Source organism: Caballeronia sp. ATUFL_F2_KS9A (assembly GCF_023630765.1).
Classification (GTDB): domain Bacteria; phylum Pseudomonadota; class Gammaproteobacteria; order Burkholderiales; family Burkholderiaceae; genus Caballeronia; species Caballeronia zhejiangensis.
In genome coordinates this window covers 43,528-56,747 of record NZ_JALQEK010000001.1, presented here as the reverse complement: position 1 = coordinate 56,747, position 13,220 = coordinate 43,528, and the positions used below count along the sequence as shown (strand labels likewise).

The window sequence follows — 13,220 nt, the reverse complement described above, 5'->3', positions numbered from 1 at the left end:
CGCCATATTCGCAACGACGCTGCCGCTTTCGGTAAGCAGGTGCAGGTTCTCGAATACTTAAACGTATGGCCGCTGCGCAGGGGCGCAGGGGAGAAGATCATGAAAAGCTTGAACTTCCTGACGCATCAGGAGATTTTCAACAGCGCAGTCCAGCATCTTTTCGGACAAGGGCAAGCGGCTTTGCTTCCGCGGGGCGGCGGCGCCTATCGCGGATACTGCGGCGGCTGCCCTGTCGGGAGCTTCATCAAGCCGCGCGACTATGTCACCGCGATGGAAGGCGTGCCCATTCGCTTCATCGCGAAGCCGCCCGAGCAGGTGCCGGCGTACATGGATGTCGGCGTCGTGGCGCTGAAGCGCGCGCTGCTCCGTTCGCGCATCAACGTGTTCGATCCCAACACCGTCGAGCTGCTGTCGTGCCTGTAGAACGTGCATGACGTCTTCGGCAAATGGGAATGGCGCGAGCGTTTGACGTCGATCGCGCGTCAGTTCGGGTTGTCAGCCGAACTTCTTAAAACGGCCGCGTGATATTGCAGGTGCTGTGATGTTGAGCCCTATTACGATGTTGAGCCCGAAGGACATTTACGAGCGCGTCAGCGAGCACTTGCTGACGCAGCGCGCGGTCTCGGAAGACGACAACGGTTCGTGCAGGCTTCGCAGTCCGGAAGGCCGCAAGTGCGCGATCGGGTCGCTCGTGCGCGACGATGTGTACGAGCCGGAGCTGGAAGGCGTCGGCATTTCCTACTATCGGCATGCGCGGGACGGCGGTCTGCTGCGGGCGCTCTACGCATCGAACGTGAATGCCTACGATCCGAACATCATCGATCTGCTGATCGAGCTGGAGGAAGTTCACGACTACGCCGAAATCGAAGAGTGGCCGGCGTTGCTCGCGGCGCTTGGCAGGCGTCACGCGTTCGTCTGAACGCCCTCGCTAAAAAAGGCAATAGAAACGAAAACGGCGGTGCGCCCTTACGGGTCGCACCGCCGTTTTGCCGTTCGGCGCGAGGATCCGTAAACCCTCGCCCGAACAAGACGCTTAGTGCATCTTCTTCGGCAGCATCTGGCTGCGCAGGCGCTTGCGCAGGCGCGCGACAGCGGCGGCCTTCTTGCGCTTGCGCTCGGTGGTCGGCTTTTCGTACGACTGGCGCTCGCGCAGTTCGGCGATCAGGCCATTGCGCTCGATGGTGCGGCGGAAACGCCGAATCGCGACATCGAACGGCTCGTTTTCTTTGAGGACGATAGTGGTCATGTAAATCCTGGTTTGCTAAACGTATTTTCAAGCGCGCGACGACTGCGAGTTGCCGCGCCCCGGCACTCCGATCGTCCGCCGGACGTGAGAACGGCGCGACGGACACGAGCAAAGCGGCCACGGAGGCCGGAAAAGAGAGCGTTGAGATTCAGCCGCGGAAGCGGCAGGCGCTTTCGAAAGAACCACACGAAGGCGCGTTTCAGAGCCGTTCGCCGCTGTTGGTTGACGTTGTCATTTTCAGCGGCGAAGGCAAAAAATCGGGCACATTTCTCGATTCGGGCGCGATGTTACCAGAACACCGCGCCATTGCCAACTCCCGCGCGCCGGCCAACTCATTGATGCAACAGAACTATTTCTGCCACGCGCTGGCTTCGTCGAGCAGATGGATATCGTCGGCTGCGAGTTGCAGGCGCGTCGCGGCGGCCAAGCTCTCCAGTTGCGCGACCGACGTGGCGCTGGCGATCGGCGCCGTCACGCTCGGGCGCGCGATCATCCACGCGAGCGCGACCGTCGCGGGCGTCGTGTCGTTGCGTTTCGCGACTTCGTCGAGCGCGTCGAGAATCTCGAGGCCGCGCGGCGTCAGATACTTTTCGACGCGCGAGCCGCGCGCCTTGTGCTGCGTGTCCGCCTTCGACCGATATTTGCCCGACAGAAAGCCGCTCGCGAGCGCGTAATACGGCACGACGGCGATCTTGTGCTGTTCTGCCACCGGTTCGAGACCGGTCTCGTAGCCCTCGCGGTCGTAGAGGTTGTATTCGGGTTGCAGAATCTGATACGCCGGCAAGCCCGAATCCTTCGCGACTTTCAACGCCTCTTCTAGCCGCTCGCCCGTGTAGTTCGACGCGCCGATCACCCGCACCTTCCCCGCCTTGATGAGCGTCTGATACGCGTCGAGGGTTTCGTCGAGCGGCGTGGTTTCGTCGTCGTAATGGGAGAAATAGACGTCGATGTAATCGGTCTTGAGACGCCGCAGCGAATCGTCGACGGCCGCCGCGATGTTCGCCGCCGAGAGCCCGGCGCGCGTGGACAGCTTGCCGACTTTCGTCGCGAGCACGACCTGGTGGCGCTTGCCGCTTTCCCTGAACCACTTGCCGATGATCGTCTCCGATTCGCCGCCCTGATGCCCGTCGACCCAGGCGGAATAGACGTCGGCTGTATCGATGAAATTCAGCCCGTGATCGACGAACGCGTCGAGGATCGAGAACGACGTGCGCTCGTTGGCAGTCCAGCCGAACACGTTGCCGCCGAAGACGAGCGGCGCAACTTTCAGTTCCGATGTGCCGATATTGCGTGTCTGCATGTGCGCTCCGAATGCGTCGTGAGGGACCAAAAAGCATACGCGCGAAATCGGCGCCTTGCCGGGCAAGGCTTCGCGGCCTCGCAACAGAATTCGTTACACAAATCGTTTGCGCGGGCCTTAAGTTTTTTTCGAGGGGCCCGATAACCACAAGTAGGCGGCCGGCTATCACCGAGCGCAGGACCGCCAGGCAACTTACTCGGTGCTTTAGCCAAAGCCAGATACAGTCTCCCAGGAGAGAACAAAATGATCGGTATCAACAGCAACATCAACTCGCTGGTTGCACAGCAGAACCTCAACGGCACGCAAAGCGCGCTGTCTTCGGCGATCACCCGCCTCTCGTCGGGCAAGCGCATCAACAGCGCTGCTGACGACGCAGCAGGTCTCGCGATCTCGAACCGGATGCAAACGCAGATCAACGGCCTGAACCAGGGCGTTTCGAATGCGAACGACGGTGTGTCGATTGCCCAGACGGCTTCGAGCGCGCTTTCGTCGATGACCTCCAGCCTGCAGCGTATCCGTACGCTGGCCGTGCAAGCCGCGAGCGGCTCGCTCTCGTCGAGCGACCAGGCTTCGCTGCAGAAGGAAGTTTCGCAGCAGATCGCCGAAGTGAACCGTATCGCTTCGCAAACGACGTACAACGGCCGCAACATTCTTGACGGTTCGGCTGGCAGCCTGAGCTTCCAGGTCGGCGCGAACGTCGGTCAGACGATCAATCTGGACCTGAGCCAAGACATGGGCGCGAACTCGCTCGGCGGCGGCATGGTGCAGAAGGGCAACACGCTCGGCACGTTCTCGAACCTGTCGCTGTCGTCGAGCGGCGCCTACGCCTCTTCCGGCGCGACGATCACCTCGATCAACGTGCTGTCGGACGGCAAGGGCGGCTTCTCGTTCACCGACCAGAACAACGTCGCGCTGAGCTCGACGGCCGTCACGGCCATCTTCGGCTCGGGCACCGCAGGCACGGGCACGGCTGCAGCACCGCACGAAAACACGCTGACGTTCAGCACGAGCATTGCCGGTTCGATGGGCGCATCCGTGAGCTCCGCGATCACCACCCTCAACGCGTCGATCAACAAGATCAACAAGCCGGACACGGTCGCGAACCTCGACATCAGCACCACGACGGGCGCCAACGTCGCGCTGGTCTCGATCGACAACGCACTGCAGACGCTGAACAACGTGCAGGCAACGCTGGGTGCAGCCCAGAACCGTCTGAGCGCAATCGCTTCGTCGCAGCAAGCTGAATCGACCGACCTGTCGTCGGCTCAGTCGCAGATCACCGACGCGAACTTCGCGCAGGAAACGGCGAACCTCAGCAAGGCTCAAGTGCTGCAACAGGCTGGTATCTCGGTGCTCGCGCAAGCGAACTCCCTGCCGCAGCAAGTTCTGAAGCTCCTCGGCTAAGCGGTACGCCAAGGTAGCACCCGACGCCGGATCTTCATCCCGAAGATCCGGCGTCGGGCCGTCCCGGCGACGAAACCACGTTTCGATCTCTTGCGTGTGCACCCGCGCCCACGAGTGCACACGCAAGAGTTTGTTTCCCGCAACGAGCAGTTGACTGCGATCACGCGCAATCAGGCGACAGCGCGATACACGGAGTTACCCGATGTCCACGATCAGTACGGCCACCACGGCGGCGACCGCCGCGCAGACCCAGGCGTCCGCGAACGCGGCGCTTGCCGAAGCAGCGCAATCCATCATCAGCGGCGCGACGGGCAACTCGTCGATGGACGTCAACGCGCTCGTCACCGCGATGGTCAACGCGAAAACGGCCGGCCAGAGCGCATCGCTCGCCGCCGCGCAATCGAACGACAACACGAAGCTCTCGGCGATCGGCACGCTGTCGTCGGCGCTCTCGACGCTGCAAACCACGATGACGAGCCTGACCGACGGCTCGCTGATGTCGACCTTCACGACCAACGTGACGGGCACCGGCATCACCGCATCGGGCGCCGCCGGCGCCGTGGCGGGCAGCTACGACGTGACGGTCTCGCAGATAGCGAAGGCGCAATCGCTGACGTCGACCGGCTTCGCGACGGACGAAAAGCTCGGCACCGGCACGATGCAGATCAGCGTCGGCTCCAAGTCGATGTCGATCAACATCACGAGCAGCAACAACACGCTTTCGGGCATCGCCGCCGCGATCAACAACGCGTCCGGCAATCCGGGCGTGAGCGCGACGATCGTGACCGGCACGGACGGCCAGCATCTGGTGCTCAACTCCACGACGACGGGCGCGTCGAACGTCATCTCGACCACGATCACCGGCGCGGCCAGCGGCAGCGACCTGAACAAGCTCGGGGTCTCGTCGACGGCCGGCGCAAACGGCGCGGCGTCCACGATTTCCGACGATTCCGTCACCAACGGCTGGTCGCAAAGCGCGACCGCGCAGGACGCGATGTACAAGGTCGGCGGCGTCGCGGGCACGAGTTCGAGCAACACGGTCACGAGCGCGATCAAGGGCGTGACGCTGAACCTGACGGCGGCGGCGGTGACGACCCCGGCGAGCACGCAGACGGTCACGATCTCGCAGGACACGTCGTCGATTTCGAGCGCGATTTCGAACTTCGTCAGCCTCTACAACACGGTCGTCTCGACGATCAACTCTTATACGTCGTTCAACAGCAGCGCGTCCGCGGGCTCGCAGGGCGGCGTGCTGCTCGGCAACTCGGCGGTCAACACGATCAAGAATCAGCTTTCCGCGATCATCGGCAGCGCGGTCGGCAAGGGCAGCGGCTCGATCTCGCTGGCGTCGCTCGGCATCAGCCAGGTTTCGTCACTCGATGCGACCGCGGAGCAGCCGGCCGGCACGCTGACCATCGACAGCGACAAGCTCACCGACGCGCTGACGAACAACGCAACCGGCGTGTCGCAGCTTTTCAACGCGATCAACGGCGTCGGGGCGCAGCTGACCGACAAGATTTCGAGCTATCTGAGCACGGGCGGCCTGCTCACGTCCGAGACGGATTCGATCAACAAGGATCTCGCCAACATCTCGACGCAGCAGACGACGCTGACCAACTACGCCGCGCAGCTCACGTCGGACTACAACGCGCAGTTCACGGCGCTCAATACGCTGATGGCGAGCATGAACCAGAACACGCAATATCTGACGGCGCTCTTCGGCGGCACGAACAGCGCGGGCGCGATGGCGACCAACAAGTCCTAAAAGCGGAGAACCGGCACGATGAACCAGGACGCTCTCGTCGAACAACTGTTCGCACTGACGAAAGACATGGAAACGGCGGCCACGCTCGCGGACTGGCCGCGCGCAGCGGAGCTCGATGCCGCGCGCACGCCGCTTTTGCAGGCGCTGACGCGCGAGCAGAGCCCGCAGGCGCTCGCGAAAATCCGCGAAATCCAGGGTATCGACGCTGCCGTGCTCGCGGACGCGAGCGCGACCCGCACCGGTCTCGCCGCCGAATATCACGCGGCGATGAAGCGCGTGAACGCCGTCAACCGCTACCAGCAAGGCGCGCGGTTCTAGAAACACCGCGCTTTCGCTTCAGTTTTCCCCCGATGCCCGCTTCACGCGGGCATTTTTTCGCCCGCTGGCGATCCCCCGAATTGCGGCGGCTTTCCCGCTCATCTCCGCGCTTCGGTTTGGCGGCCTCGCTTGGATAATCAGTTCAATCGCAAGGAGCACGCCGAAGATCATGAGCATTTCCCTACAGGTTCCGGACGCCACGACGCTGACGCCGGAGCAACAGTTCGAGCAGGACATCGCGACCGTCATGCAGTCGGCGCTGGAGAATCATCACGCCGGCAATCATGCCGACGCCGAAGCGCTCTATCGCGCGATTCTCGATCACAAGCCGGATCACGCGGACGTGCTGTACAACCTCGCGGTTCTCTTTATCCAGACGCAACGTCCGGACGACGCGGTGCCGCTGTTCGAATCCGTGCTCGGCCTGCGTCCGGACAACGGCCAGTACTGGGTCTCGTACATCGACGCGCTCGCGCGCACCAATCAGACGCAGGCTGCCTGGTTCGCGGTTGAAATGGCGCAGCAGCGCGGCGCGCGCGGTCCGGCGATGGACGGCCTGATCGAGCGCCTGTCGCACCCGAATGGCTACGCGGCGGCCGTGCTCGCCGAGGCCTCGCAGCTCGCGCGCCTCGCGCCGAAGACCGTCGATGGCAGCGCGGACGACGCGTCGCAATCGACCGCCGGCAAGCGCGGCAATCCCACGCCGCAGGACCTGAACCAGTTCGCGTCGCTTTACAACAAGGGCCGCCATGAGGAAGCGATCAAGCTGGCGCGCGTGCTCGTCGAACGTTATCCGCATCACGTCGGCGCGCAGCGTTCGCTCGGCCTGGCGCTGTACTCGCACGGCCGCTTCGTCGAAGCCATCGAGCCGCTCGGCCGCACGGTCGAGCTGGAGCCCGCGGACCAGCATTCGCGCATGCTGTTCGCGAGCGCGCTGCAGGTTCATGGCGACAACGTCGGCGCCGAGCGGCAGTGCCGTCTGGTGATCGCGCGCGACCCGAATCACGCGGAAGCGCATCGCGTGCTCGGCGTGTCGCTGTCGGCGATGCGCCGTCACGCCGAAGCCATCGAAGCCTGCGAACGGGCGATCGAGCTCGCGCCGAAAAACGGCGACATGCACGGCGCGCTCGGCGTCGTGCTGATGGACGACGGTCAGATCGCGCGCGCCGAAGGCACCTTCCGCAAGGCGCTCGAGTGCAACCCGATCGACTTCATTTCGCACAGCAATCTGCTGTTCTGCCTCACGCACCGTACCGATCTGACGCCCGTCGCGCTCTTCGACGAACATCGCGAATTCGACCGCCGTCACGGCGATCCGGCGCGCCGCCTGTGGCGCGCGCACGAGAACGCGAAGGATCCGCACAAGACGCTGCGCGTCGGTCTCGTGTCCGGCGACTTGTTCCGCCACGCCGTCGCATCGTTTCTGGAACCCGTGCTCGCATTGCTCGCGAAGGATCCGGGCATCGAGATTCACGTCTACAGCACCCATGCGCGCGAGGATTCGACGACGCAGCGCCTGCGCGGCCACGCGCCACGCTGGAACGTCGTCTCGGGCTTGTCGGACGATGCGTTCGTCGAGAAAGTGCGCGCCGACGGCATCGATATCCTGATCGACCTGTCGGGCCATACCGGCCGCAACCGCCTGCGCGCCTTCGCACGCAAGCCCGCGCCGGTCCAGGCGTCGTGGATCGGCTATCCGCAGACGACCGGCGTCAGCGCCATCGACTATTACTTCGCGAACCGCACGCCGCATTTCTCGCCGATCGACGACCAGTTCGTCGAAAAGATCGCGTACCTGCCGGCGGCGGCGCCGTTCCTGCCCGATGCGAATTCGCCGCCGGTCAATCTGCTGCCCGCGCTCCACAAGGGCTACGTCACGTTCGGCAGCTTCAACCGCGTGTCGAAGCTGCGCCGCGAGGTGATCGCGCTGTGGGCGCGCGTGCTGCACGCCGTGCCGGATTCGAAGATGCTGATGGGCGCGATGCCCGACGACAGCGCCGTCGCCGAACTGGGCAAGTGGTTCGCCGAAGAAGGCATCGCCGCGGACCGGCTTTCGCTGCTCAAGCGCTCGAACGTGTCGGTGTATCTGCAGCAGCATCATCAGGTCGATCTGTGTCTCGACACCTTCCCGTATGCGGGCGGCACGACGACGCTGCACGCGCTCTGGATGGGCGTGCCGACGCTGACGCTGCTCGGCGACACGATGCCCGGCCGCGCGGGCGGCACGTTGATGAGCCAGGTCGGACTCGAATCGTTCATCGCACGCGACGCGGATGAATTCGTCGCGAAGGGCGTCGCGTACGCAAGCGATCTGAATGCGCTCGCGGCCCTGCGCACCGGCATGCGCGAGCGCTGCTCGGAATCGGCGCGCTTCCGTCCGGACGTGATCGCCGCGAGCATGAGCCACGCGCTTCGTCACATGTGGCAGCGCTGGTGCGCCGGCCTGCCCGCCGAATCTTTCGATACCGAACTCCTCGCCGCCGCGCCCGCCGCAGCGAATTCAGCAGCCACCACGCAAGGTTGATCATGAGCGCCATTCCTCTCTTTCGCGAGCAGCCCGCCATCGACGAGCGTATCTTCGTCACGCAGCCGCATCTGCCGCCGCTCGACGAATTCGTTCCGTATCTCGAGAAGATCTGGGAAAACAAGACGCTGACCAACGGCGGGCCGTTTCATCAGCAGCTCGAACAGGCGCTGTGCGAATACCTCGGCGTGCAGCACCTCGCGCTGTTCTCGAACGGCACGATGGGTCTCGTCACCGCGCTGCAGGCGCTGCGCATCACGGGCGAAGTGATCACCACGCCGTATTCGTTCGTCGCGACCGCGCATTCGCTGCTGTGGAACGGCATCAAGCCGGTGTTCGTCGACGTGGACCCGGTCACGCTGAATCTGGATCCGCGTCAGATCGAAGCCGCCATCACGCCGCAGACCACCGCGATCATGCCGGTGCACTGCTACGGCCAGCCGTGCGACGTCGAAGCGATCCAGGCGATCGCCGACAACTACAACTTGAAGGTGATCTACGACGCCGCGCACGCGTTCGGCGTGCGCAACGAGGCGGGCAGCATCCTCACGCACGGCGACCTGTCGGTGCTGAGCTTCCACGCGACGAAAGTCTTCAACACGTTCGAGGGCGGCGCGATCGTCTGCCCGGACGCGAAGGTGAAGCAGCGCATCGACCATCTGAAGAACTTCGGCTTCGTCAACGAGACGACCGTGGTCGCGGCCGGCATCAACGGCAAGATGAGCGAAATCAATGCGGCATTCGGCCTGTTGCAGCTTCAGCACATCGATCGCGCGCTCGCGCGCCGTCAGGAGATCGACGCGCTGTATCGCACCCTGCTCGCCGACGTCGACGGCATCGTGCCACTGCCCGGTCTCGCGGGCGGCGCGACGAACCACTCGTATTTCCCGGTGCTCGTGCAAAGCGACTACAAGCTGACGCGCGACGAGCTGTATCAGCGTCTGCGCGATCACGAGATTTTCGGCCGCCGCTATTTCTATCCGCTGATTTCGGATTTCCCGATGTATCGCGGCCTGCCCTCCGCGCAGCCGAGCCGACTGCCGAACGCGCAGGAAGCATCGCGCAAGGTGCTGTGCCTGCCGATCTATCCGGCGCTCGCGGACCGCGACGTCGAGCGCGTCGTGGACGTGATCCGCGCGGCCAACGTCTAAGGCGCGGCAGCCCGGCGCACGCAGGATCGACCCATGCACGTGTTTCTTCTCTTCAGCGGCACCAACGATCGCGCCGTCGTCGCGCTGCTGCGCGCGATCGGCAAGCTCGGGCAACAGGCGGCGGTGATCGCGCGTTCGGCCGCCGATCCGGTTCTGTCGAGCGCGTATCGCGATCTCGTGGTCGCCGTGCGCGAAAACGACACGCTCTCGGTCCCGCTGCTCGCCGGTTATATCGCGCAGGCGAAGGCGAAGTTCGGCGCGCGCCGCGTGACGCTCGTGCCGATCTCCGAATTCTTCAACACCTTCCTGCTGAATCACAAGGAAGCGCTGGAATCCATCGACGGCGTGCATGTGCCGCTCGTCGATCCGTCGCTGTACGCGAAGCTCACGAACAAGGCGAGCGCCACCGAGTTCTTCGCGCGCGAAGGCATCGCGCCGCCGCCCGAATACGCGGGCATCGACGATGCCGTGGTGCCTTTCGTCGCCAAGCCGAAATGCAACGTCGACGGCAAGCGCGTGCTTTATCCGGTGCTCGTGAAAAGCGACGCGGACCTCGCCGCTTTCAAGGCGAGCGAAGATCCGTCGCACTATTTCTTTCAGCACTTCGTGACGGGACGCAGCTTTTATCTGCTCGCCTATTTCGCGCGCACGGGCGAAGTCTTCTGCTCGTCGCAGGAAAACCTCGCGCAGCAGCCCGGCGGCAAGTCGATCGTGCTCGCGCGCACCGCCGATTTTCATGCGAGCGATATCGGCGTGAAGCTGCGGCAGGCGCTTTCGCAATGCGGCTATTTCGGCTTCGCGATGATCGAATGCATCGTCGGGGACGACGGCGCGTACTTCATCGAAATGAATCCCCGTCCGTGGGGACCGCTCGACCTGTGCCTGAACCACGACTGCGGCATCGTCGAAGCTTTCGTGGGCGACTGGGCGACGGAAGATGCAACCGCTTATCAAGGCCGGCGCCTTTCGCGCGCACGCCACGCCACGTATCTGTGGACGGGCGGCATCGTGAACACATGGCGCCGGCGCCGGACGACCGTGCATCGCTATGGCAGCGAAGCGCGTCTCGCGGGCGCTGCGTTGCGCGCCCTGGCCGGCGACGTCTATCTCGCAAGCGACAGCTGGCGAATCTTTTACAAGGAACTATGGAAATGACCTCTGGCGCCACCGCAGTCAAGGAGCGGCTCGCTCAACTCTACGGAGAAGTCTCCAAGCACTCGGGGTATCAGACGATCCCCGACTTCGTCGCGAGTACGCTCGGTTATCAGGAGACCATTCAGAGCCAATGGCGCGGCGACCGCAACCGCCTCGACTGGATTCTCGCGCATCGCGCGCCGCAAGCCGGCGAGCGCTGGGCCGACTTCGGCGCGAATACGGGCTTCTTCACGTACACGATCGCGCATGCGCATCCCGATGCGCGCGTGACGGCGATCGAAGCGAACGCCGAACACGCGAGGTTCCTGCGCGAACTCGGCGACGCCTTCTCGATCGGCAATGTCGACGTGCATCACGAAGCGCTGCCCTTCGATGGCCTCGACAAGCTGTCGGACATCGACGTGCTTTTGCATCTGAATGTGCTGCATCACGCGGGCGCGGATTTCGACCGCGAATATGTGACCGGCGCGCACGACTTTCCGGCGTATGCGGTCGCTTATCTGAAGAAGCTGCGTCAGGCGTCGCGCTCGCTCGTGTTCCAGCTCGGCTGCAATCTGTGGGGCGACAAGACGCATCCGCTGCAGCCGGGCGCGACCGATGCGGAGCGTCTCGCGTATGTGTCGAAGCTGCTGACGGACGCCGGCTGGCGCATTCGCGATCTCGCGTACGCGAAGAAGACGACCGACGCGCCGATCGCCTATGCCGATCTCGGCAAGGACGTCATCGAAGCGCTGAACGGCCAGCACGGACAAGCCGAACTGCGCCTCTTCGCCGACGCGCTCGCGCCGTATGCGCTGGAACAGCACATCGGCGAGTTTTATCGGCGCGCGATTTACATCGTCGATTAATTGACGGACGGCACTAAAGTTATCGGCGCACGTGCCGATAACCCCTATAAGAACAACAAGAACGACGTGCCGGTTTTCTCGGCGCGCTGCTTCGCTCTTCGATGCCCGCCTCGCGCGGGCATTCTTCTTTGTGCCGCAGCTTTGTCAGCGCCCGAGCGTCAACGCGAGATAGGCCGCGTACAGCACGCCGTTGCCGAGCAGCGCCCACAGCACGACGCCGTTCTCCTTCGCATTGAAGCGCAGCCACGCCGCCGCCGCGAGCGTGATGAGCACGCCCGTCAGCACTTCGATACGCGGCTCCCACGGCGTCAGCATGATGCCGATGGCCGGCAGCAACGTCCCTTGAAACACCATCGCGCCGGTGATATTGCCGAACGCGAGCGTGTCCTTTCCTCGGCGCGCCCACAGAATGCTGTTCACTTTCTCGGGCAGTTCCGTCGCGATCGGAATGATGATGAGCGACAGCAGCAGCGCCGAAATTCCCAGCGCATGCGACACGCCCTCGACGCCGTGAATGAAGCCCTTCGCGCCGCCGACGAGCAGCACGATGCCGAAGAAAAACTGCAGCATGATCGTGCCGAGCGACGTTTTCAAACCGAGACGCGAAGCGAACAAGGCCTCGGGCGCTTCCGTTCCGTGTCCGCCCTCGACGAGCTTCGCCGAAGCCTTGAACGTCGAAATCACATAAACGATATAGAGCGCGACGAGCCCGACCGCGAACAACGCGCGCACTTGCCACGCGTGATGCGGCACGAACATCGCGGCGCACGCGATGAGAAACGCGACCAGAAAGAAGTTCAGATCGCGCACGAAGCCGCTGCGCTCCGGCACGATGCGCCCGCTCATGCCGCGCGACTTGAGGATCGCGAACGTCATCAGACACGTCGAAAGCGTCGCGAGCATAAGCGGCGCGCCGAGAATCGCGCCGACGCCGATCTCTTCGTTGACCGCACGGCTCGTCGTGCCGCCGAGCAGCGCGATGATCGGCACCGTCGTCTCGGGCAATGCCGTGCCGACCGCCGCGAACAGCGATCCGGTCACGCCTTCGGAAATGCCGAGCCGTTCGCCGAGATGTTCGAGCGCATTCGTGAATAGCTCCGCCGCGACCAGGATGATCGCGAGCATCAGCGCGAGTTCGAGAAAGAGCATCGTCATGCGGCACCTCACATCGAAACATGCGACGGGTGCGCGAGCGTGCGCGGGAAACGGGGATGTTGTAGTTGTGGGGACACGATGATTCCACGGCCGGACGTCGAGCGAACCACGATGCGCCACGCGCCGTCCGGCCAGGAACGACATAGCGCATCGATGGTCTCGCCAAACCGTTCCGGTCGAACGCGCCACGGCAGCAGGGCCGAGGATGTTGACGCGTTCTCCTTCGCTCGCGAAGGAAGGCTACTCCCCAAAGAAGGCGCAAGTTTAGCCCGATGCGCCCCGTTTCGGCAACCCGCGGAATAAGCGTATGCCGATCGGATCGTTGTCGTCGAAGGATGCATCCGCTAATCTGGC

The 13,220-nt window shown here is 63.8% G+C and carries 11 protein-coding genes, 1 pseudogene and 1 riboswitch; of the genes and pseudogenes, 9 read left to right on the top strand and 3 right to left on the bottom strand.

Features of this window, described 5'->3' with window-relative positions:
- Nucleotides 1-99 precede the first annotated feature (99 nt).
- Together NCS67_RS00260 and NCS67_RS00255 are read left to right on the top strand one after the other, a co-directional pair.
- A pseudogene (locus tag NCS67_RS00260) lies at nt 100-525 on the top strand (hypothetical protein).
- Nucleotides 526-541: 16 nt separating this feature from the next.
- Complete coding sequence (locus NCS67_RS00255) at nt 542-919, top strand: hypothetical protein (protein WP_239294315.1); 378 nt, start codon at nt 542-544, stop codon at nt 917-919.
- Between the two features lie 114 nt (nt 920-1,033).
- Here the strand turns inward: NCS67_RS00255 and rpsU are convergent, their stop codons facing one another.
- Nucleotides 1,034-1,246 carry a 30S ribosomal protein S21 gene (rpsU, locus tag NCS67_RS00250; RefSeq protein ID WP_008351904.1) on the bottom strand — a complete coding sequence of 71 codons (213 nt, stop codon included), beginning with the start codon at nt 1,244-1,246 and terminating at the stop codon, nt 1,034-1,036.
- A gap of 349 nt (nt 1,247-1,595) precedes the next feature.
- The gene (locus tag NCS67_RS00245; RefSeq protein WP_250433518.1) at nt 1,596-2,546 is read right to left on the bottom strand and encodes an aldo/keto reductase; all 951 of its coding nucleotides are present in this window, start codon (nt 2,544-2,546) and stop codon (nt 1,596-1,598) included.
- A gap of 243 nt (nt 2,547-2,789) precedes the next feature.
- Between NCS67_RS00245 and NCS67_RS00240 the strand changes: the two genes are divergently transcribed.
- The 7 genes from NCS67_RS00240 to NCS67_RS00210 all read left to right on the top strand — a co-directional run bounded on the left by NCS67_RS00240 (nt 2,790) and on the right by NCS67_RS00210 (nt 11,711).
- Nucleotides 2,790-3,950 (top strand): flagellin, encoded by a 1,161-nt coding sequence (locus NCS67_RS00240; RefSeq protein ID WP_250433509.1) that lies wholly within the window; start codon nt 2,790-2,792, stop codon nt 3,948-3,950.
- A gap of 202 nt (nt 3,951-4,152) precedes the next feature.
- Complete coding sequence (gene fliD / locus NCS67_RS00235) at nt 4,153-5,715, top strand: flagellar filament capping protein FliD (protein WP_250433492.1); 1,563 nt, start codon at nt 4,153-4,155, stop codon at nt 5,713-5,715.
- Between the two features lie 18 nt (nt 5,716-5,733).
- Entirely contained in the window at nt 5,734-6,033 is a 300-nt protein-coding gene (locus NCS67_RS00230) for a flagellar protein FliT (RefSeq protein WP_250433483.1), read from the top strand.
- Between the two features lie 169 nt (nt 6,034-6,202).
- Nucleotides 6,203-8,557, top strand: coding sequence for a tetratricopeptide repeat protein (locus NCS67_RS00225; RefSeq protein WP_250433481.1), 2,355 nt, complete (start codon nt 6,203-6,205; stop codon nt 8,555-8,557).
- Nucleotides 8,558-8,559: 2 nt separating this feature from the next.
- Nucleotides 8,560-9,708, top strand: coding sequence for a dTDP-4-amino-4,6-dideoxy-D-glucose aminotransferase VioA (gene vioA / locus NCS67_RS00220; RefSeq protein WP_250433479.1), 1,149 nt, complete (start codon nt 8,560-8,562; stop codon nt 9,706-9,708).
- A 33-nt stretch (nt 9,709-9,741) separates the two neighbouring features.
- Nucleotides 9,742-10,863, top strand: a complete 1,122-nt coding sequence (locus NCS67_RS00215) for an ATP-grasp domain-containing protein (RefSeq protein WP_250433467.1) — start codon at nt 9,742-9,744, stop codon at nt 10,861-10,863.
- Entirely contained in the window at nt 10,860-11,711 is an 852-nt protein-coding gene (locus tag NCS67_RS00210; protein ID WP_250433464.1) for a class I SAM-dependent methyltransferase, read from the top strand. Before NCS67_RS00215 ends, NCS67_RS00210 begins: the two co-directional genes overlap by 4 nt.
- A 144-nt stretch (nt 11,712-11,855) precedes the next feature.
- Here the strand turns inward: NCS67_RS00210 and NCS67_RS00205 are convergent, their stop codons facing one another.
- Nucleotides 11,856-12,866 (bottom strand): sodium:calcium antiporter, encoded by a 1,011-nt coding sequence (locus NCS67_RS00205; protein ID WP_034470401.1) that lies wholly within the window; start codon nt 12,864-12,866, stop codon nt 11,856-11,858.
- 88 nt (nt 12,867-12,954) lie between these two features.
- A riboswitch (yybP-ykoY riboswitch) is annotated at nt 12,955-13,130 on the bottom strand.
- Nucleotides 13,131-13,220 lie beyond the last annotated feature (90 nt).